The sequence below is a fragment of the Methylophilus sp. DMC14 genome (assembly GCF_056314085.1).
This window is the reverse complement of sequence record NZ_JBQUZA010000004.1, coordinates 84,118-104,303: the sequence shown is the minus strand read 5'-3', so window position 1 is coordinate 104,303 and position 20,186 is coordinate 84,118. Positions and strand designations below refer to the sequence as shown.

Sequence of the window (20,186 nt, the reverse complement as noted above, 5' to 3'; positions counted from 1 at the left end):
TTCAGAGATCGTCATCTATCCGTAGGAGAAGTTATGAGTTGGTTAGACAAGATTCCACAAAAGATTAAACGTGCGGTAGGCTCGGTACAAAAGCGTAACGTGCCCGAGGGCTTGTGGCATAAATGTGATGCCTGCCAGACCGTGTTATATCGGACCGATCTGGACGCGAACTTGGAGGTTTGTCCGCAATGTGGGCATCATCATCGTCTGGGTGCGCGTGATCGTTTGAACGTCTTGCTGGATGAAGCGGGACGCGTTGAAATTGGTGCCGATGTCACCCCCGTGGACGCACTCAAGTTCAAGGATAGTAAAACCTACGCCGAGCGTATGAAGGCTGCCCAGCGTGATGTCAAAGAAAAAGATGCACTGATTGTGATGCGCGGAACGATTGAAGGCGTGCCTGTCGTTGCTGCCGTGTTTGAATTTAAATTCATGGGCGGCTCTATGGGCTCAGTCGTTGGTGAGCGTTTTGTGCGTGGGGTACAAGCAGCCATCGAGCAGAAGTGTGCCTTTATCTGTATCTCTGCCAGTGGCGGTGCGCGCATGCAAGAGGGCTTGCTTTCATTAATGCAAATGGCCAAAACCAGTGCGGCATTGACCAAGTTGTCCGAAGCAGGCTTGCCTTACGTGTCGGTGTTGACTGATCCGACCATGGGTGGGGTTTCTGCCAGTTTTGCCATGCTCGGGGATGTGATTATCGCCGAACCGAATGCCTTGATCGGCTTTGCAGGCCCGCGTGTGATCGAACAAACAGTACGTGAAACCTTGCCAGAGGGCTTTCAGCGTGCAGAATTTTTGCTGACGCATGGTGCGATTGACATGATCGTCGACCGTCGTGAAATGCGTGGCAAATTAAGCCAGGTGTTATCCAGCTTGTTGAACATTGCCAAAGCTGCCTGATGTCCACTGTGATACCCGAGCATCCGCAAACGGTTGAGGATTGGCTCGGTTATATTGAGTCATTGCATCCCAAGTCCATTGAGATGGGCTTGGGCAGGGTGCAAGCCGTTGCGCAGCGATTACAGCTCACTTTTCCATTCACCGTCATTACGGTGGGTGGCACCAACGGCAAAGGCTCGACCTGTGCCATGCTGGAGCACATTTATACTGCGGCCGGTTATCAGGTCGGCTGCTATACTTCCCCACACCTTGTGCACTATCAGGAGCGCGTGCGCTTCAACGGGCAAGTCATTGCTGATGATTGCTTATGCCAGGCCTTTTCCGCCGTCGAGCAGGCGCGGGGCGATATCACACTCACCTATTTTGAAATGGGGACGCTGGCGGCCTTATGGGCGTTTGAACAACAGGCGTTGGATGTCGTGGTGCTGGAAGTCGGCTTGGGCGGACGCCTGGATGCCGTGAATATCGTCGATGCCGCCTGTGCGATTGTCACCAATGTAGACTTGGACCATATGGAGTATCTAGGGGATACGCGTGAATTGATTGGCCGCGAGAAGGCTGGCATCTACCGGGCTGAGCAAATCGCTATCTGCGGCGACGCCGAACCGCCGCTGTCCTTGCTTGCCTATGCAGAACAATTGGGCGTTAAGCTATACCGCTACGGTAGTGACTACCAGATAGACATCCGCGAGTCACAAGTCGCGCATTATGAAGATGCATTCGGCGTGTTGGATATTGCCAGTTTGCGTTTGTATGGCCGCTACCAATGGAATAATGCCGCTAATGTAATTTTTGCCGTACGTGCATTGCAATCACAGTTGCCAGTAACTTCTTCGGTCATGTTACAGGCGCTAATAGACACCGAAGTGACCGGACGTTTTCAGTATTGGCAACGCTCCCCCGACATTATTCTGGATGTCGCCCATAATCCACATGCTGCGCGTGCCTTGCGTGATAATCTCCAGCAGGTTAGTACCGGTGGTGGACGCGTCATCGCTGTGTTTTCCATGTTGTCTGATAAAGACATCGCCAGTGTTGTCGATATCCTGCATGATGTCTTTGACGAATGGCATATTGCCCAGATTGCGCATCCGCGCGCGGCAGACATTCACGAATTAAACACATATCTGGCCCATCAGGTTGCGCCTGATCGGCTGCATACATATGCCGCGTTGCCTGATGCCTTGCGAAGCGCCTATAAGAAAGCAGCGAAAAATGATAAAATTATCGTATTCGGTTCCTTTTTTACCGTGGCCGCAATCCTTGAATTAACGCCTGATCAGTGGGGCTGCTAGAGAGCGTCCTGCACTTGAAATCTGCTGAGTGAGAACTTCAACACATTATGGCGAGAGATGCTTTGACTGAAAATGAGCTGTTGCTCAAGAAAACTGCCCGCAGGCGGTTAGTGGGTGCGGTCACCCTGGTAATTCTGATGCTGATTATCCTGCCGTTCGTGCTCAAGGACAGAGTCGTGGATACCAGCCAGGAAAATGTCGAAATCACTGTGGTAAACCGCCAGGCGACCCGGGAACCGATTTTAGAGCTGCCAGAAGATGAAGTTGTGCTTGATAATGAAGCCGCGCCTGCAGGCAATGAACCCACTCCCACTCAAGGTGTAAAACCCGTTGCGACCGAGTCCGCAGCGTCTGCCCCTGTTGTAGCAGAAACACCAAAGCCTGCGAAAGTCGAAGCGGCGCCTGTTGTGACTGCCGAGCCTGTCGTTGCCAAAGTTGAACCCAAAGTTGAACCCAAAGTTGAACCCAAAGTTGAACCCAAAGTTGAACCCAAAGTTGAACCCAAAGTTGCGCCAGTGAAACCTGCGGTTAAAGAAGCCGCTGTAGAATCCGATAAAAAAGCAGGCAAGTTTTTTGTCCAGTTTGGGGTTTTTTCTGATCCAAAAAATCTTGAAAATCTTCAGGTCAAGCTGAAGCACGCAGGGTTTGAAACGGCCACTGAGAAAGTCGATGTGGCTGGACAGAAGCTGCGGCTGCGGACAAGGACTTATGCGACACGTAACGAAGCGGCAGCCACCCTCAAAAAATTGGAAGCGGCAGGTTTTAGCGGTATCGTCGCCAGTAAGTCATAAGTACTTATGACAGTATTTGATTATGTAGTATTAGGCATTCTTGGTTTTTCGATTTTGGTCGGTCTCATGCGTGGTGCCATTCATGAGCTGTTTTCTGTGCTTGGATGGGTATTGGCTTTTTATTTAGCCAACCGCTTCAATAGTCAGGTGATCGCTTATATGCCAGAACAGATTCCTGGTGAGGCGATCAAGGCCATGGCCGCATTTTTACTGGTATTTTTACTGGTATTGTTTGTTTGTACCTTGCTGGCGCTGTTGTTGACCACGTTGATTAAAGCGGTCGGATTAGGTGGTATGAACCGTATTTTGGGCGGTGCGGCTGGGGCGCTGAAGGGGCTGCTGATTGTCTGTATTCTGGTGATGTTGGCTGCCATGACGGAACTTCCAAAGGATCCGCGCTGGTCAAATGCCATGTTCAGCGCGCCAATTGAAGTGCTGGTCTTGAAATTGCTACCCTGGATGCCATCTAGTATTGCCAAGCATGTGCATTTGGACCAGCAACAGCTCGACGAGTCAGTGATTTAATTTGTAATCTCAAGTGTTTGATAGGATGTCACTATGTGTGGAATTATCGGTATTGTAGGCAAGAACCCGGTGAATCAGTTGTTGTATGACGGATTGCTGGTCTTACAGCACCGTGGTCAAGATGCCGCTGGCATCGTGACCTGTGATGGCAATACCTTCCATATGCATAAAAATAATGGCCTGGTGAAAGACGTCTTTCATACGCGCCACATGCGCAATCTGGTTGGTAATGTGGGTATCGCGCATGTCCGTTATCCAACTGCGGGTTCCTCCAGTGCGGCAGAAGCCCAGCCTTTTTATGTCAACTCACCATTTGGCATCGTGTTGGGCCACAACGGTAACCTGACTAACTCCGAGCAGTTGAAGTCAGAAATGTTCCGCCAAGATCTGCGTCATATCAATACCAATTCAGACTCTGAAGTGTTGTTGAATGTCTTGGCACACGAAATTGAAAGCACCTCAAAAAATGCCCTGTTAAACAGTGATATGGTGTTTGATGCAGTGGCGGGCGTGCACAGACGTTGTAAAGGTGCCTACGCTGTGGTTGCCATGATTGCTAATTTCGGGCTGCTGGCGTTCCGCGATCCGCATGGCATCCGTCCGCTGGTTATCGGCAAGCAGGAAACAGAAAAAGGCGCCGAGTATATTGTGGCTTCCGAGAGCGTGGCACTGGATGTACTGGGCTTTACGCTACTGCGTGATGTTGAGCCTGGTGAGGCCGTGTTTATTGATATGGATGGCAACCTGTGCAGCCGCCAATGTGCCGAAAATGCCAAGCTGACTTCCTGCATTTTTGAATATGTCTATCTGGCTCGCCCGGACTCTGTGATTGATGGCGTGTCTGTCTACCAGACCCGTCTGGACATGGGGACCTTGCTGGCAGAAAAAATTAAACGCGAATGGGCCGATAAACAGATTGATGTCGTGATTCCGATTCCTGATACCAGTCGTCCAAGTGCGTTGCAACTAGGTATTGCCTTGGGTCTGGATTATCGCGAGGGCTTTATTAAAAACCGCTATATTGGCCGTACCTTCATCATGCCAGGTCAGGCCTTGCGCAAGAAATCCGTGCGCCAGAAGTTGAATCCAATCGGGATTGAATTCAAAGGCAAAAACGTCTTGCTGGTAGACGACTCGATTGTACGTGGCACCACCTCACAGCAAATCGTGCAAATGGCGCGCGATGCGGGCGCAAACAAGGTTTACTTTGCCTCAGCTGCGCCACCGGTGCGTTATCCTAACGTGTATGGCATTGATATGCCCAGCCGCCATGAATTGCTGGCAACCAACCGTACCGATGAAGAGATTTGCGCTGAAATCGGTGCAGATGCCTTGATTTACCAGGATCTGGACGCCTTGCGTGAAAGCATTACCAAATCCAATCCGCACATGACTGAATTTGATTGCAGTTGCTTTGATGGCAAATACGTGACCGGCGACATTGACGCCGCTTATTTGAATCGTATTGAGTCTGCCCGCAGTGACATGAGTAAAAAACAGTTGCCGCCAAACTCTACCACCCAGCTGGATCTGAACTTGTTATCAACGGATTTGGTGGGTGTCGAGTAAGACTTGACAGCCTACTTTAAAAGGCGTTTAATGAAATTGCGCTGATTTGAGTGGCGAACTTTAAACGAAGCCAAACTCAGCTTGCGGGCGCATTATAAATACTGCTAAAGCGAGAGCCCAAAGACCCGTTTTAGCGCAATGCTGAAACGGGTTTTTTATTGCCGTCCGTTTGCGGACAGAAGTTTGAGGAAGTATGAACGATCAATACCATTTGGAAACGCTGGCGGTGCGTGCTGGCACCTTAACCACCGAGTTTGGCGAAAACTCAGAGGCGCTGTTTTTAAACTCGAGTTTTCGCTTTAAAAATGCAGCGCAAGCGGCAGCACGTTTTGGCGGCACCGAGCCAGGTAATATTTATTCCCGTTTTACAAACCCGACCGTCACCATGTTTCAGGATAAACTGGCCGCACTTGAAGGCGCCGAACAATGCGTGGCGACTGCCAGTGGCATGTCTGCCATTCTGGCTTGCATCATGGGGATGTGCAGTGCAGGTGATCATGTGGTGGCGTCACGCAGTATTTTTGGCACTAGCGTGCAGTTGTTCACCAACATCCTCAAGCGCTGGGGTTTGGAGGTGACGCTGGTTTCCTTAACGGATCTTGATGCCTGGCAAGCGGCCATCCAGCCGAATACCAAACTGTTTTTTGCTGAAACGCCATCTAACCCGCTAACCGAGATTGGGGATATTGCCAAACTGGCAGCGATTGCGCATGCCGCAGGTGCTTATCTGGCGGTAGACAATTGTTTTTGTACACCAGCCTTGCAGCAACCGCTTAAATTGGGCGCGGATATTGTGATTCATTCCGCTACCAAATATATCGATGGACAGGGGAGGGTGCTGGGCGGGGCAGTGTTGGGTAGTAAAGCCTTGATGGAGCCTGTGTATGGCTTCTTGCGTACGGCAGGGGTGACCATGAGTGCGTTCAATGCCTGGGTGTTTGTGAAGGGGCTGGAAACATTGCAAGTGCGCATGGAGGCCCATGCGGCGCGTGCATCGGCTTTGGCGCAATGGCTGGAGCAACAGCCTGGCGTTGAACGTGTATTTTATCCTGGGTTAAGCTCGCACCCGCAATATGCTCTGGCGCAGCAGCAACAGCGACTGGGCGGCGGCATCGTCAGCTTTGAAGTGAAACCACGCGCCGGTCAAACCGGTCAGGAAGCCGCCTGGGCATTGATTGATGCCACACGCTTGATTTCGATTACCGCGAACCTGGGTGATGCCAAATCCACCATCACCCATCCAGCCACGACCACGCATAGCCGGGTGAGCGCTGAGGCGCGGGCTCAGGCGGGTCTCAAGGATAACTTGGTTAGAATAGCTGTTGGGCTTGAGCATGTTGAGGACTTGAAAGCCGATTTGCAATTGCTGACAACCTATTAATTTGTGTGCATGGTCCGTGAGTCGATTTGACTGCGAGTAGCATGGTCTGCAAAGGGAGCATTTAGGCTCCCTTTTGCATTTTACATAGGTTGTCCCTGCTTACGTTGAGGCACGTAAGGCCCGGGGTCTATCGGTGGTGATTTAGCAAGCGGAAGTGCGCTATTTATGCTAAAATCGCGTGATAACTTTTAACTATAAATTGGGTCAAGAATGAGTCAGTCTCCAGATCAATTTGCTAAAGAAACCCTGCCTATCAGTTTAGAAGACGAGATGCGCCGCAGCTATCTCGATTACGCCATGAGCGTGATTGTAGGACGGGCGCTCCCGGATGTTCGTGATGGTCTCAAGCCTGTGCACAGACGTGTATTGTACGCGATGCACGAGCTGTCTAACGATTACAACAAGCCCTACAAAAAATCTGCGCGTATCGTCGGCGATGTGATCGGTAAGTATCACCCGCATGGTGATACGGCTGTGTACGACACCATCGTCCGTATGGCGCAGGACTTTTCATTGCGCTACATGCTGGTAGACGGCCAGGGTAACTTCGGTTCGGTCGATGGCGACAATGCTGCCGCGATGCGGTATACCGAAATCCGTATGTCCAAGATCGCACATGAGCTATTGGCGGATATCGAGAAAGAAACCGTAGATTTTGGCCCTAACTACGACGGCAGTGAGCAAGAGCCGCTCATTATGCCGACCCGTATTCCTAATCTGCTGATTAACGGTAGCTCAGGCATTGCCGTGGGCATGGCAACCAATATCCCGCCTCACAACCTCAACGAAGTATTGAATGCGTGTTTTGCCCTGCTCAAGCAGCCAGAAATCAGTGTGGATGAGTTGATTGAATTGATCCCAGCCCCTGATTTCCCGACAGCCGGGATTATTTATGGCACGGCAGGCGTGAAAGAGGGCTACCGCACTGGCCGTGGCCGTGTGGTAATGCGTGGTCGCACCCATTTTGAAGACCTGGACAAAGGCGGTCGTCAGTCCATCATCATTGATGAGTTGCCATATCAGGTAAATAAAAAGACCCTGATTGAAAAAATTGCCGAGCTGGTCAACGAGAAGAAAATAGAAGGTATTTCTGACCTGCGCGACGAGTCCGACAAGTCCGGCATGCGCGTGGTGATTGAGCTCAAGCGTGGCGAAGTGCCAGAGGTGATTTTAAATAACCTCTACAAGCAGACACAACTGCAAGACACGTTCGGCATGAACATGGTGGCCCTGATGGATGGCCAGCCACGGTTGCTTAATCTCAAACAGATGTTGGAAGCGTTCCTGCGTCATCGCCGTGAAGTGGTGACACGCCGGACTGTGTTTGAGTTACGTAAAGCGCGTGACCGTGGGCATGTGCTGGAAGGCTTGGCAGTGGCGTTGGCCAACGTGGACGAGATGATTGCCATCATCAAGGCCGCGCCAACCCCACCTGAAGCGAAAAAAGAGTTGATGGCCCGCAGCTGGCATTCACCAGTGGTCGAGGAAATGCTCAAGCGCGCCGCCATGGAGGCCTCGCGTCCAGAAGGACTGTCGGTCGATTTTGGTCTGACACCGCAAGGTTACAAACTGTCAGATGTACAGGCGCAAGAAATTCTGCAAATGCGTTTGCAACGTTTGACTGGTCTGGAACAAGACAAGATTGTCAGCGAATACAAAGAAGTGATGGATATCATTGCTGACTTGCTGGATATTTTGGCCAAACCTGAACGTGTCACGGCCATTATTGTGGACGAGTTGAATGAAATCCAGAAGCAGTTTGGTGACAAGCGCCGTTCAGAGATCGAGCAGAATACGCAAGATTTATCGTTGGAAGATCTGATTACACCGCAAGATGTTGTGGTGACCTTATCACATACTGGCTATGTCAAATCGCAGCCGCTAGACGAATACCGTGCCCAAAAACGCGGTGGTCGTGGCAAGCAGGCGGCCGCCACCAAAGAAGATGACTTTATCGACAAGATGTTTGTCGCCAACACGCACGACTACATCCTGTGCTTCAGTAGCCGTGGTCGTGTGTACTGGTTAAAAGTGTATGAAGTGCCGCAAGGTAGCCGTGTCAGCCGTGGCAAGCCGATTGTGAACCTGTTCCCACTGGAGGAAGGCGAGAAGATCAATGCGATCCTGCCGGTGAAAGAGTTTGACGAAAATCACTTCGTCTTTATGGCGACCGCAATGGGGACCGTGAAGAAAACAGCGCTGACCGAGTTTGCAAATCCACGTAAGTCCGGCATTATTGCCATTAACCTGGATGATGGTGACTACCTGATTGGTGCTGAAGTAACCAACGGCCAGAACGATATTGTGTTGGTCTCCAATGGTGGTAAAGCGGTCTGGTTTACCGAAGATGATGTGCGTCCGATGGGACGCGCGACGCGCGGTGTACGCGGCATGAAGCTGGCTGCGAAACAACAGGTTCTATCCTTGCTGATTGCCGAGAACGATCAGCAGTCTGTGTTGGTTGCCACTGAAAATGGTTACGGTAAACGTACAGTGTTGTCCGAGTTCCGTCATTCTGGCCGCGGTACCCAGGGCGTGAAAGCCATTGCCATCAGCGAGCGTAACGGTCTGGCCATTGCTGCCAAGCTGGTGACAGCTGAGGATGAAATCATGTTGATCACGACCGGTGGCGTGCTGATCCGCACCCGCGTCAAGGAAATCCGTGACATGGGCCGTGCCGCACAAGGCGTGACGCTGATTAACCTGGGCGAAGGTGAAAAACTGTCTGGCTTGGAAAAAATTGTCGAAACTGACGACGACACTGACACCGACATCGAAGAATGACCTTACTCAAGAATATTTAGGCACATGAAACAGATTTTTAATTTTTCTGCCGGGCCGGCAGTGTTACCAAAACCTGTGCTGGAACGTGCCCAGGCTGAAATGCTGGATTGGCATGGTTCAGGCATGAGCGTGATGGAAATGTCTCATCGCGGTAAGGAATTTACCAGCATTCTTGAGAAAGCCGAAGCCGACTTACGCCAGTTATTAGCGATTCCAAGCAATTACAAAGTATTGTTTTTACAGGGCGGGGCGATTGCAGAGAATGCCATCATTCCCATGAACCTGTTAAACGGCAAGTCTGCTGATTATGTGGTGACTGGTTCCTGGAGCAAGCGTAGTGTTCAAGACGCAAAAGCTTATGGCCAGATCAACATTGCCGCAACGGCAGAAGCAGATGGCTTCACTCATGTGCCCGCATTTTCTGACTGGAAGCTCAATAAAGAGGCGGCCTACGTTCATTATTGCACCAATGAAACCATCAATGGGGTGGAGTTTCTTGAAGTGCCTGAGACGCATGGTGTGCCGATTGTTGCTGACATGTCTTCGCATATCCTGTCACGCCCGATTGACGTTTCAAAATACGGTGTGATTTATGGCGGCGCACAGAAGAATATAGGCCCTGCCGGATTGTGTCTGGTCATTGTGCGTGAAGACTTGCTGGAACAAGCCTCCCCGCTCACGCCGGCAGTGTTTCATTGGAAAACGCAGGCAGATAACCAAAGTATGATCAATACGCCACCGACCTACAGCATTTATATTGCTGGTCTGGTGTTTGAGTGGTTACTGGCGCAGGGCGGCGTGGAAGCGATTGAGAAAATCAACATCGCCAAAGCCAACCTGCTGTATGACTATCTGGATCAAACCGAGTTTTACAGTAATCCGATTGCGCACGCCTATCGTTCGCGCATGAATATTCCCTTCCGTTTGCGTGACGAGGGCTTGAACGAAGCCTTCCTCAAAGCAGCGGATGCGCGAGGCTTATTGCAACTCAAAGGACATCGCTCAGTCGGCGGCATGCGTGCCAGCATCTACAACGCGATGCCGATTGAAGGCGTGCAGGCACTGGTCGCCTTCATGCAGGAATTTGAAAAAAATAATTCTTAAAACACATTAAAATTAAGCTTTAAATGTCTGATTTATTGAAACAATTTAGAGATAAAATTGACGCAATTGATGCGCAGGTGCTTGCGCTCGTCAACGAACGTGCCAAGTTGGCACGCGAAATCGGTCATTTAAAAGATGATGGTGTGATCTACCGACCCGAGCGCGAAGCGCAGATTATCCGCCGCCTGCAGGCTGAAAATCAGGGCCCGTTAGCGCCTGAAGCCGTGAGCCATATTTTCCGCGCCGTCATGTCAAATTGTCGCGCACTGGAGAAAGAGCTGGCCATTGCTTTTCTTGGCCCGCTGGGGACTTATAGTGAAGAGGCTGCACTCAAGCAATTTGGTGAGGGTAGGCAGGCCGTGGTGTGCGGCAGTATTGATGAGGTCTTTCGCACAGTAGAAGCAGGGCAGGCAGATTATGGCGTTGTGCCGGTCGAAAACTCAACCGAGGGCGCGGTGGGCATTACGCTGGATTTACTATTAGGCAGTGCGTTGCAGGTGGTTGGTGAAATCACTTTACCTGTGCACCACTGTTTGCTGTCGGCTCAGCAGGATCTCAACCACATCACGCATGTCTTTTCGCACGCGCAGTCGCTGTCGCAATGTCATGAATGGTTGAACAAGGTACTGCCAAATGTCCAGCGCGAAGCAGTGACCAGTAATGCACGCGCTGCGCAAATGATCCATGAATTGGTTGCCACACAAGGCACGTTTGCAGCGGCAATTGCCAGCAAGCGCGCGGCAGAACTGTTTGACTTGAATATCCTGGCCGAGAATATTGAGGATGATCCCAAAAACACCACGCGTTTTCTGGTGTTGGGCAATCATGCTGTCGCGCCATCCGGCCAGGATAAGACCTCGCTCGTAATGAGCGCACACAACCAGCCAGGTGCTGTCCTGCAATTGCTGGAGCCTTTATCGCGTCATGGCGTGAGCATGACCAAGCTCGAGTCACGACCTTCACGCCAGAATCTCTGGAACTATGTATTCTTTGTGGATATTGAAGGTCACCAGCAACAGCCGGCAGTGCAGGCGGCCTTGCAAGAGCTGGCTGCACGTGCCACTTTCCTTAAAGTGTTGGGTTCTTACCCAACCGCCATTATTTAACTACGTCTTCGATTATGTCTGACTTATCCAGCGATACTATTTTGTCTGCTTTGGCGCCTGCCAATATTCGTGCGATTGCGCCTTACCAAGGCGGTAAACCGATCAGTGAACTCGCTCGCGAGATGGGCCTTAACGAAGCCGATATTGTCAAATTGGCATCGAATGAAAACCCGCTGGGCATGAGCCCGAAGGCGCAAATGGCGGTAGAAGAGGCCATTGATGACATCGCGCGTTATCCTGATGGTAATAGCTTTGCTTTGCGCGATGCCGTAAGCCATAAGTATGGCGTCGCCCCCTCGCAAATCGTGTTTGGCAATGGTTCGAATGATATTCTGGAATTAGCGGCGCGCGCATTTTTGTCTGCAGGCGATGAGGTGATTTATTCACAACATGCGTTTGCCGTGTATCCCTTGGTGACACAGGCCGTTGGTGCCATTGGTGTGGTGGTGCCCGCCATCGACTTTGGTCATGATTTGCCTGGTTTTTTAGGTGCTATGACGCCTAAAACCAAACTGATTTTCGTGGCAAACCCAAATAATCCAACGGGTACATTGATTCCTAAAGCAATATTAAATGATTTTCTACGCCAGGTGCCTAAAAATATTCTGGTGGTATTGGATGAAGCCTATGACGAGTATCTGTCAGCCACGGACAAATCTGAAGCGATTGGCTGGCTAAGCGAGTTTGAAAACCTGATCATTTCGCGTACTTTTTCCAAAGCCTATGGCTTGGCCGGATTACGCGTTGGCTTTGGTCTGATGCATGCCAGCCTGGCTGATTTGATGAATCGGGTACGGCAGCCATTCAATGTGAATAATCTGGCACAAATTGCAGCGACAGTGTCTTTGCAAGATGACGACTTTGTGGCGCGCAGCTATGCCGCCAATCAGGCCGGGATGGCGCAAATTACCCAAGGCCTGACGCAATTAGGCTTGAGTTACATCCCGTCATTCGGCAACTTTGTCAGCTTTAAGGTGACCAATGCGGGTGCCATTAATCAGGCCTTGCTCAAGCATGGCGTGATTGTGCGGCCGGTGGCCAACTATGAAATGCCGGATTATCTGCGCGTCAGCATCGGCCTGTTTAGCGAGAATGCACGTTTTCTGGACGTGCTGGAAAAGATTTTAAAGTCATGACTGCATACGAAAAATTAGCCACCGACGACGTCAGGGTGCTGGAAGTTAAACCGCTCATCAAACCTGCAGAGCTGTTGTCACGCCTGCAGGAAAGCACGGTGAGCACACAAAATATCCTGCAGACGCGCACGGCCATTCACCAGATTCTACATCAGGGCGATGACCGCTTGCTGGTCATCGTTGGGCCATGCTCTATTCATGATACCGAGGCGGGCATGGAGTACGCAAGGCGTCTGCTTGACGTTCGTCAGCGCCTGGGCAACGAGTTGCTCATTGTGATGCGGGTCTATTTTGAAAAGCCGCGTACGACAGTTGGCTGGAAGGGACTTATCAACGATCCGCATCTCGATGGTACTTACGACATTAATTTGGGCTTGGAAAAAGCTCGCCGATTTTTGCTCGATGTAAATGAAATCGGCATGCCAGCCGCCACCGAGTTTCTGGATGTGGTTTCCCCGCAATACACGGCAGACCTGGTCAGCTGGGGCGCCATTGGCGCCCGTACGACCGAGTCGCAAATCCACCGTGAGCTGGCCTCTGGCTTGTCCTGCCCGGTGGGCTTTAAAAATGGTACCGATGGGGGCGCCAAAGTCGCGATTGATGCGATCAAGGCCGCTGCCAGCCCGCATCATTTCCTGTCAGTCACAAAAGAAGGCGAGTCGGCGATTTTTGCAACCAAGGGCAATGAAGACTGCCACGTGATTCTGCGCGGTGGCAAAACCCCTAACTACGATGCAAACAGCATTGCGGCTGTGTGTGATCAATTGGCTGAAGCGGGGCTGGCGCCTGTTTTGATGGTGGATTGCAGTCATGGCAATAGCCAAAAACTGTATAAAAACCAAATGGTCGTGGTCGATGATGTCGCGACGCAAATTGCTGGCGGCGATGCCCGGATCATAGGCGTTATGCTGGAGTCGCATCTCAATGAAGGCCGTCAGGATCATACGCCTGGCTGCAGCCTGAATTATGGTCAATCGATCACGGATGCCTGTCTGGGTTGGGACGACTCGGTCTCCGTGCTGGAGACACTGGCCGCAGCCGTGAAAGTTCGGCGCGCTAAGCGCGCTGCTGAGGAATAAGCCGTTCTGAACATCCGCCGTGCTCGAGGGCACGGCTTTTTTACGCCCATTTGCGAGCAAAACCTGAGTGCTCATGATAATCATGAGGGGGGAATCATTGTGAGTAGCAGGCTCTGACTGCAACGCATGCGTATGATGCCAGTCTTACTGATGAACAAGTGGCAAGCTGTTGCTGCAAGTGCAAACACAGAATTGTTGTATGATGCAGCGGTACAACACGATTAAAAGATCCAATGGAATAACGAGCGATTATGCATATACATGTTTTAGGTGCCGGGGCAGGCGGGGGCTTTCCGCAGTGGAATTGTAATTGTCAGAACTGTGATGGTCTGCGTAAAGGCACGATCAAGGCCAAACGCCGTACGCAATCATCCATCTGTGTCTCCAGTAATGGCATCGACTGGGTGTTGTTCAATGCCTCCCCAGATGTATTGCAGCAGATCCAGGAGTTTCCACCGTTGCAACCTGGGCGCGCCATCCGTGACTCAGGCATCCAGGCGATCATTTTGATTGATGCGCAAATTGACCACACGACAGGCTTGTTCATGTTGCGTGAAGGCCAGGTCAAGCGTGAGATTTATTGTACACAGGCCGTCTATGGCGACTTGACCTCTGGCAACCAGATTCTGAATATTCTGGGCCATTATTGTGGCGTGAATCATCATGAAATCCCGATTGATGCCAGTGATATCAGCCATGCGCACAGTTTTGAGATTCCCAACGTGCCCAATCTGCGGTTTACTGCCGTGGCCTTAAAGAGCGCAGCGCCACCATATTCGCCACACCGCAATGACCCGCATCCGGGCGATACCATAGGCGTATTGATTGAAGAAATCACCACAGGCAAAAAGTGCTGGTATTCCCCAGGGCTGGCAGAAATTGAGCCGCATTTACCACCACTGATGCACCAGGCGGATTGCATTATGGTCGATGGCACTTTTTGGACCAATACTGAAATGCTGGACATGGGCTTGATGACCAAGACTGCACGTAGCATCGGTCATAATCCCCAGTCTGGCCCAGGCGGCATGATAGAAGAGTTGGACAAGTTTGGTACGGATAAAGCAGTGCGTAAGGTACTGATTCATATCAACAATACCAACCCGATTTTAAGGGAAGATTCCGCCGAACGCGCCATTCTGTCCGATCACAAGATCGAGGTGGCGTACGACGGCATGGACATCATTCTATAGGAGAGCATTATGAACGCAGTCAGCCACGATAACTTGCCATGGTCCCGCGAGGAGTTTGAAGCCAAACTCCGTGAAAAAGGGCAGGGCTATCACATCTATCACCCGCTACATATGTTGATGTATGAGGGCAAGTTGAGCAAAGAGCAACTGCAATGCTGGGTTGCCAACCGCTATTACTACCAGATCATGATCCCGCAAAAAGATGCGGCTATCATGTCTAACTGCCCGGATAAAGAAGTGCGTAAAGGCTGGATTCACCGGATTACGGACCATGATGGCTATGAAGGGTCTGAGGGTGGCATCGAGGCTTGGGTCAAACTGGGGGAGGCCGTGGGCCTGACACGTGAACAGGTGACCTCACTCGAGCTGGTGTCACCTGGCGTCCGTTTTGCGGTAGATGCTTATGTGAACTTTGCCCGTCAGCGCCCTTGGCAAGAAAGTGTCTGCTCCAGCCTCACCGAATTGTTTGCACCACACATCCACCAGCAACGCATCAGTTCCTGGCCCACCATGTATCCGTGGGTAAAAGAAGAAGGTTTTATTTACTTTAAAAAGCGTTTGACCGAAGCCCGTCGTGACGTTGAGCAGGGCTTGGATATTACGCTGGATTATTTCAGTGTCAGCCGTGACATGCAGTTGCGTGCGCTGGACATTCTGCAATTCAAGCTGGATGTCTTGTGGGTGATTGCTGATGCCATCATGCTGGCCTCTACGCAGGTCAAGGTTGAAGACCGCGACTATACGCGTCAGCCCGTGATTAAATTCAGATAAGCGAAAGCATTGTGATGGAAAACAACATTCAACATTCAGATATTTACGCCATTGCCTTGCATCATCGCTTTCAATGGGAAGAGGCACAGCAGAGTTATGTCATTCTGTTTCCTGAAGGCATGGTCAAATTGCATGGCGGCGCAGGCGAAATTCTGAAACGTGTGGATGGCAAGACCAGTGTCGGTGAGATCGTGGCTGATCTGAAGGCCACGTTTCCCGACGCGGAAGATATTGAATCCGATATCGTCGGCATGTTTGACCTGGCGTTGGGTAAAGCCTGGCTACGCAAAATCAATTAAGCAAAGGTAACAACATGGCACAAATGAATAACGGTGTAGCATCCAGCGTGACGCGCAAACAGCCTTTATGGTTGCTGGCGGAAATCACCTATCGCTGTCCATTGCATTGCGCCTTCTGTTATAACCCGACCGATTATGACAAACATACCAAAAACGAATTAAGCACCGAGGAGTGGATCAGAGCCTTGCGTGAAGCCAGAAAAATGGGGGCGATACAGCTGGGCATTTCCGGCGGGGAGCCTTTGTTACGCGATGATATTGAAGAAATTGTGGCAGAAGCGCACAAGCTGGGCTACTACAGCAACCTGATTACTTCTGGCGTTGGGCTGACCGAAAAACGTATTCAGGCCTTTAAAGAAGGCGGCCTGGATCATATTCAGTTATCTATGCACGATATCACTGAAGAAATCAACAACTTCATCACCAATACCAAAACCTTCGAACTCAAGAAAAAAGTCGCGGCCATGATCAAAGACCATGGCTATCCCATGGTGTTAAATGTGGTGATTCACCGCTATAACATTGGGCATGTCGACAAGATTCTTGAGATGGCCGAAGCGCTGGGGGCCGATTATGTCGAACTGGCCAATACGCAATATTATGGCTGGAGCCTGGTCAACCGTAGCCAGCTGATGCCGACGCGCGAACAGCTGGCAGAGGCCGAGCGCATGACCAACGCTTTTCGTGAGCGGGTAGGCAACAAGATGAAAGTATTTTTTGTCGTGCCGGATTATTTTGCCGATAGACCTAAAAAATGCATGAACGGCTGGGGCGAGGTGTTTATGATCGTCACCGCCAATGGCGACGTATTGCCTTGCCATTCTGCACGTGCGCTACCCGGACTGACCTTCCCGAATGTGCGGGAACATGGGCTGGAGTGGGCCTGGAATGAATCGCCAGCCTTCAATAAATATCGTGGCATGGATTGGCTCAAGGAACCTTGCCGCAGTTGCGATGAAAAAGAAAAAGACCTCGGTGGCTGCCGCTGCCAGTCTTATTTGCTCAGTGGCGATGCTGAGGCTGCTGATCCGGTCTGCACCAAGTCACCGCATCGACATTTAATTGATGAAGCAATCAAGGATTCGGAAAACCCTTTGTTACGTGAGCAACCGATCATTTTCCGTAACGATAAAAATTCCAAGAAATATGTAGAAGGTGACAAAGAGCGTATTGAGCAGTTTCACGCATTGCCTTGATTCCTTGCTCGCCTGCATAATGTCAAAGGTGCCTGTTGGCACCTTTGCTTTTTAAAAGGGTATTTATTTTGCTTTCCCGTGCTTCTCTTTTGGTCCTGGTGCTGGCCATGCTCGCTGCTTTAGCCCCGTTTGCAATTGACACTTATCTGCCAGCCTTTCATGTGATGGCCGCTGAATTCGGCACAGATGAGCTGGCGATCCAGCAGAGTTTGACCTTATATCTGCTCCCTTATGCTGTGATGACGCTTTGTCATGGCGCGATTTCAGATGCGATTGGACGCATTACCACGATCAAATGGGGCCTGGCGATTTTTATGCTGGCCAGCCTCGGTTGTGCATTTGCACCAAACGTCCAGACCTTATGGCTGTTCCGCGCGCTACAGGGCGTCAGTGGCGGGGCAGGTAACACGGTGGCACGCGCGATGGTACGCGACCTGTTTGACGGGCCGCAAGCGCAACGGGTGATGGCCACGGTACAATTGCTCTTTGGCATTGCGCCTGCGGTGGCTCCCATTCTGGGCGGCGTATTGCTGGGCATCCATTGGCAAGCCATTTTTCTCTTTCTGGCATTATATGCGGCGGTTGCCCTCTGGATGGCGGTGCGTCATCTTCCCGAGACCGTCACCCCTGAAAAACGCATTGCTTTTTCCGTCGCTGGCATCGCCCACACCTATGGGCAAATGCTTAAGAACCGGCTGTTTCTATGTTTGATCACCTGCCTCGGTCTGAATTTTTCGGCGTTTTTTATTTATGTGCTGGCCAGCCCGGTGTTTCTGGTTAAACATCTGCATTTAAATAGCCAGCAATTTGGCTACCTGTTTATTCCTACGGTCACCGGAATGATGCTGGGCTCATGGATTTCTCGCTATACAGCGGGCAAGGTCGCTGCGGCCAGGCTGTTACGCTGGGCATTTGCCTGGATGGTCGCCATTGCAATATTGAATGTCTGCGTGCAAGTGGCGGCAAGTGACCAGATGCATGAGGCCTGGTGGTTAGCCATTTTGCCTATTGCCTTATTCAATATCGGCATGGCGACGGCCATGCCGGTGCTATCCATTGCCGCGCTGGATTGTTATCCAAAATTACGGGGGACGGCTGCCTCGGCGCAGGCGTTTATGCAAATGCTCTGTTCGACGCTGAGTTCGGCATTGGTGGTGCCGTTGGTATGGCACTCGCCCTTGACGCTTGCCTCCGCCATGCTCGCAATGACAGTCGTGAGTGCCTTGTTGCTATTCTTCATACGTAGATCCTCGATCAGCGTTTAATGTGAGCTCCCTGGTAACTTTTCTCAGCTTACTTTATCAAGGAAGGTCGCATACGCAGAAATGTGGGGCATTTCCCAATTTGATTGCATGTTTGATATACCCGCAGCTGTTTTAAGATAAAGCTGTAAACACTTGCCTTAAGTGAGTGATCCTAAAAAGAAATGGTGGGAGTCAAATATGGAAATCAATCGCGAACAAGAAGCACAAAAAGCGTATGTCAGGCTACTGACTGGACAGGGTGTCAGCCAGCGCGTTCTGGTGCAGCGCGAATTTGTCATTGTTCGGCTGAGTGCTTTTCTAAAAGACATTCCTGCAGATGGCAGCCATTACCGTCAGGCCGTAGACCGTTTTATTGCCAGCGTTGACCCGGCAGAGATTCCAACGGTCTTGCCGGTGATTCGTGAGTTTTTTTCGTTTTGGGTACGTGACATCAAGGCCATTGCCGCCATGAGTCAGGCAAAAGTATTTAGTGGCACAACACCAGTGACCACGGTCACGCAAGACGAGCTGTTCAAGCATTGGTATGAGCTGGATAAAACCGTATTGAATAGCCAGGAAAAACAAATGATGGATGCATTTGAGCAAGTCACGCTGATGCGTGGTTACGAGCCACCTGTATTCAAAGAACGCATGCGCATGGCCAAATGTTTGCTGCTTTCATTGCGGCTTGTGTCGTACAAGCAATCACACAGCTATCGCCAAATGGTCGATCAAAATCTGCCTTTGTTCAATGCGCTGGGTTCCCAGCATACTTTCTTGAGTGTTTCGCGCGAGTTTTATTATTTCTGGCGTGCTGATATGCTGAAAACGCACCCGGCACCAGTCAAGCCTGTACAGCCTGCCGTCAGCCAAGCACGTGATATGGCCATGGCGGCATAATCGCCTGAGCAGCTATTTTGCTGCATCTTCCTTAATATTGGGGAAAAGTAACAAAAAACGCCAGCTTAACGCTGGCGAATTTTTTGCAGGATCAATGCCGCCAGCTCTTCAATCGAGCGGCTCGTTGAGTCTGCCCATGGGATGCCAGCCTTGCGCATCATGCCTTCGGCAATTTCGATTTCCTTACGGCAGTTATCCATGGAAGCATAAAAGCTGTCTGGACGGCGCTCGTTACGCACCGAGTGCAGGCGCTCAGGTTTGATGGTCAGACCAAAGATTTTGTCCAGGTTTTTTTGTAAAGCCGCGGGCAGGGCACCACGTTCAAAGTCTTCTGGAATCAATGGATAATTGGCCGCCTTGATACCAAACTGCATGGCCAGGTAAATACTCGTCGGTGTTTTCCCGCAACGAGAAACCCCGATCAGAATCACATCCGCTTCATCCAGCCCCGAGTTAGTCATGCCATCGTCGTGGTTTAGCGTGAAGTTAATCGCCTCCATGCGCTCAAGATAACTTTGCCCTTTGACGCTATAGGCAATGCTGGCGCCTGTCAGTGGCTCTTGGTTAAGCTCGGATCCCAGCGGGTAGATAAAGCGATGGAACAGATCAATAAAGTAAGCGTTGGCCTGCTTTAAATGATTACGATGCTCACCGTTACCGATGGACATAATGACGATAGGACGAATCCCATCCTGCTCAGCCACTCGTTGGATATGTTCAAACGCGGCTTGTACTCTTTCATCGTTATCGGTGAAAGGCAGGCGGGTCGTGGTGAATTGTGTGTTTGGAAAATGCTCGAGCAGCTTGCTCAAGGCACCCGCCGTAATCCCCGTACCATCAGAAATAATAAATACAGAACGGTGATTCATACAGGTAGGTGCCTCAAGTCAAATGCTGTTTTAATACTGACTGC

The 20,186-nt window shown here is 50.9% G+C and carries 18 protein-coding genes; 17 read left to right on the top strand and 1 reads right to left on the bottom strand.

Going from position 1 to position 20,186, the window contains the following annotated elements:
* Positions 1–33 precede the first annotated feature (33 nt).
* The 17 genes from accD to ACT53C_RS09505 all read left to right on the top strand — a co-directional run bounded on the left by accD (position 34) and on the right by ACT53C_RS09505 (position 19,273).
* On the top strand, positions 34–900 hold the full coding sequence (gene accD, locus ACT53C_RS09585; protein ID WP_194746835.1) for an acetyl-CoA carboxylase, carboxyltransferase subunit beta: 867 nt from the start codon (positions 34–36) through the stop codon (positions 898–900).
* Entirely contained in the window at positions 900–2,195 is a 1,296-nt protein-coding gene (folC, locus tag ACT53C_RS09580) for a bifunctional tetrahydrofolate synthase/dihydrofolate synthase (RefSeq protein ID WP_476145727.1), read from the top strand. Before accD ends, folC begins: the two co-directional genes overlap by 1 nt.
* A 137-nt stretch (positions 2,196–2,332) precedes the next feature.
* Positions 2,333–2,986 (top strand): SPOR domain-containing protein, encoded by a 654-nt coding sequence (locus tag ACT53C_RS09575; protein WP_476145725.1) that lies wholly within the window; start codon positions 2,333–2,335, stop codon positions 2,984–2,986.
* Positions 2,987–2,992: 6 nt separating this feature from the next.
* The gene (locus tag ACT53C_RS09570) at positions 2,993–3,511 is read left to right on the top strand and encodes a CvpA family protein (RefSeq protein ID WP_338657551.1); all 519 of its coding nucleotides are present in this window, start codon (positions 2,993–2,995) and stop codon (positions 3,509–3,511) included.
* Between the two features lie 33 nt (positions 3,512–3,544).
* Positions 3,545–5,080, top strand: coding sequence for an amidophosphoribosyltransferase (gene purF / locus ACT53C_RS09565; protein ID WP_476145722.1), 1,536 nt, complete (start codon positions 3,545–3,547; stop codon positions 5,078–5,080).
* A 193-nt stretch (positions 5,081–5,273) separates the two neighbouring features.
* Positions 5,274–6,461, top strand: a complete 1,188-nt coding sequence (locus tag ACT53C_RS09560) for an O-succinylhomoserine sulfhydrylase (RefSeq protein ID WP_194746830.1) — start codon at positions 5,274–5,276, stop codon at positions 6,459–6,461.
* A gap of 210 nt (positions 6,462–6,671) precedes the next feature.
* Positions 6,672–9,245, top strand: coding sequence for a DNA gyrase subunit A (gene gyrA, locus ACT53C_RS09555; protein WP_194746829.1), 2,574 nt, complete (start codon positions 6,672–6,674; stop codon positions 9,243–9,245).
* Between the two features lie 24 nt (positions 9,246–9,269).
* Positions 9,270–10,349, top strand: coding sequence for a 3-phosphoserine/phosphohydroxythreonine transaminase (gene serC, locus ACT53C_RS09550; protein WP_476145719.1), 1,080 nt, complete (start codon positions 9,270–9,272; stop codon positions 10,347–10,349).
* A 23-nt stretch (positions 10,350–10,372) separates the two neighbouring features.
* The gene (pheA, locus tag ACT53C_RS09545) at positions 10,373–11,455 is read left to right on the top strand and encodes a prephenate dehydratase (RefSeq protein WP_476145717.1); all 1,083 of its coding nucleotides are present in this window, start codon (positions 10,373–10,375) and stop codon (positions 11,453–11,455) included.
* 14 nt (positions 11,456–11,469) lie between these two features.
* On the top strand, positions 11,470–12,591 hold the full coding sequence (gene hisC / locus ACT53C_RS09540) for a histidinol-phosphate transaminase (protein WP_476145715.1): 1,122 nt from the start codon (positions 11,470–11,472) through the stop codon (positions 12,589–12,591).
* Positions 12,588–13,670, top strand: coding sequence for a 3-deoxy-7-phosphoheptulonate synthase (locus tag ACT53C_RS09535; RefSeq protein WP_275355079.1), 1,083 nt, complete (start codon positions 12,588–12,590; stop codon positions 13,668–13,670). The genes hisC and ACT53C_RS09535 overlap by 4 nt, the downstream gene beginning before the upstream one ends.
* A 251-nt stretch (positions 13,671–13,921) precedes the next feature.
* Positions 13,922–14,863: a pyrroloquinoline quinone biosynthesis protein PqqB gene (gene pqqB, locus ACT53C_RS09530; RefSeq protein WP_194746824.1), complete on the top strand. Its 942-nt coding sequence runs from the start codon at positions 13,922–13,924 to the stop codon at positions 14,861–14,863.
* 9 nt (positions 14,864–14,872) lie between these two features.
* The gene (pqqC, locus tag ACT53C_RS09525; protein ID WP_275355082.1) at positions 14,873–15,634 is read left to right on the top strand and encodes a pyrroloquinoline-quinone synthase PqqC; all 762 of its coding nucleotides are present in this window, start codon (positions 14,873–14,875) and stop codon (positions 15,632–15,634) included.
* Positions 15,635–15,648: 14 nt separating this feature from the next.
* The gene (gene pqqD / locus ACT53C_RS09520) at positions 15,649–15,933 is read left to right on the top strand and encodes a pyrroloquinoline quinone biosynthesis peptide chaperone PqqD (RefSeq protein ID WP_194746822.1); all 285 of its coding nucleotides are present in this window, start codon (positions 15,649–15,651) and stop codon (positions 15,931–15,933) included.
* Between the two features lie 14 nt (positions 15,934–15,947).
* Positions 15,948–17,129: a pyrroloquinoline quinone biosynthesis protein PqqE gene (gene pqqE, locus ACT53C_RS09515; protein WP_194746821.1), complete on the top strand. Its 1,182-nt coding sequence runs from the start codon at positions 15,948–15,950 to the stop codon at positions 17,127–17,129.
* Positions 17,130–17,194: 65 nt separating this feature from the next.
* Complete coding sequence (locus ACT53C_RS09510; RefSeq protein ID WP_476146045.1) at positions 17,195–18,394, top strand: multidrug effflux MFS transporter; 1,200 nt, start codon at positions 17,195–17,197, stop codon at positions 18,392–18,394.
* A gap of 177 nt (positions 18,395–18,571) precedes the next feature.
* Positions 18,572–19,273, top strand: a complete 702-nt coding sequence (locus ACT53C_RS09505) for a hypothetical protein (protein ID WP_476145712.1) — start codon at positions 18,572–18,574, stop codon at positions 19,271–19,273.
* A 65-nt stretch (positions 19,274–19,338) separates the two neighbouring features.
* Here the strand turns inward: ACT53C_RS09505 and ACT53C_RS09500 are convergent, their stop codons facing one another.
* A complete protein-coding gene (locus ACT53C_RS09500) occupies positions 19,339–20,142 on the bottom strand; it encodes a pyruvate, water dikinase regulatory protein (RefSeq protein WP_275355085.1) in 804 nt (267 codons plus the stop codon).
* Positions 20,143–20,186: the final 44 nt, after the last annotated feature.

Bases quoted from the DNA above. Each gene is read 5' to 3' on its own strand.
- purF (WP_476145722.1), top strand. From the start codon at position 3,545: ATGTGTGGAATTATCGGTATTGTAGGCAAGAACCCGGTGAATCAGTTG.
- accD (WP_194746835.1), top strand. From the start codon at position 34: ATGAGTTGGTTAGACAAGATTCCACAAAAGATTAAACGTGCGGTAGGC.
- ACT53C_RS09560 (WP_194746830.1), top strand. From the start codon at position 5,274: ATGAACGATCAATACCATTTGGAAACGCTGGCGGTGCGTGCTGGCACC.
- pheA (WP_476145717.1), top strand. From the start codon at position 10,373: ATGTCTGATTTATTGAAACAATTTAGAGATAAAATTGACGCAATTGAT.
- pqqC (WP_275355082.1), top strand. From the start codon at position 14,873: ATGAACGCAGTCAGCCACGATAACTTGCCATGGTCCCGCGAGGAGTTT.
- ACT53C_RS09535 (WP_275355079.1), top strand. From the start codon at position 12,588: ATGACTGCATACGAAAAATTAGCCACCGACGACGTCAGGGTGCTGGAA.
- ACT53C_RS09575 (WP_476145725.1), top strand. From the start codon at position 2,333: ATGCTGATTATCCTGCCGTTCGTGCTCAAGGACAGAGTCGTGGATACC.
- gyrA (WP_194746829.1), top strand. From the start codon at position 6,672: ATGAGTCAGTCTCCAGATCAATTTGCTAAAGAAACCCTGCCTATCAGT.
- serC (WP_476145719.1), top strand. From the start codon at position 9,270: ATGAAACAGATTTTTAATTTTTCTGCCGGGCCGGCAGTGTTACCAAAA.
- folC (WP_476145727.1), top strand. From the start codon at position 900: ATGTCCACTGTGATACCCGAGCATCCGCAAACGGTTGAGGATTGGCTC.
- ACT53C_RS09505 (WP_476145712.1), top strand. From the start codon at position 18,572: ATGGAAATCAATCGCGAACAAGAAGCACAAAAAGCGTATGTCAGGCTA.
- ACT53C_RS09570 (WP_338657551.1), top strand. From the start codon at position 2,993: ATGACAGTATTTGATTATGTAGTATTAGGCATTCTTGGTTTTTCGATT.
- pqqD (WP_194746822.1), top strand. From the start codon at position 15,649: ATGGAAAACAACATTCAACATTCAGATATTTACGCCATTGCCTTGCAT.
- ACT53C_RS09500 (WP_275355085.1), bottom strand. From the start codon at position 20,142: ATGAATCACCGTTCTGTATTTATTATTTCTGATGGTACGGGGATTACG.
- pqqB (WP_194746824.1), top strand. From the start codon at position 13,922: ATGCATATACATGTTTTAGGTGCCGGGGCAGGCGGGGGCTTTCCGCAG.
- hisC (WP_476145715.1), top strand. From the start codon at position 11,470: ATGTCTGACTTATCCAGCGATACTATTTTGTCTGCTTTGGCGCCTGCC.
- pqqE (WP_194746821.1), top strand. From the start codon at position 15,948: ATGGCACAAATGAATAACGGTGTAGCATCCAGCGTGACGCGCAAACAG.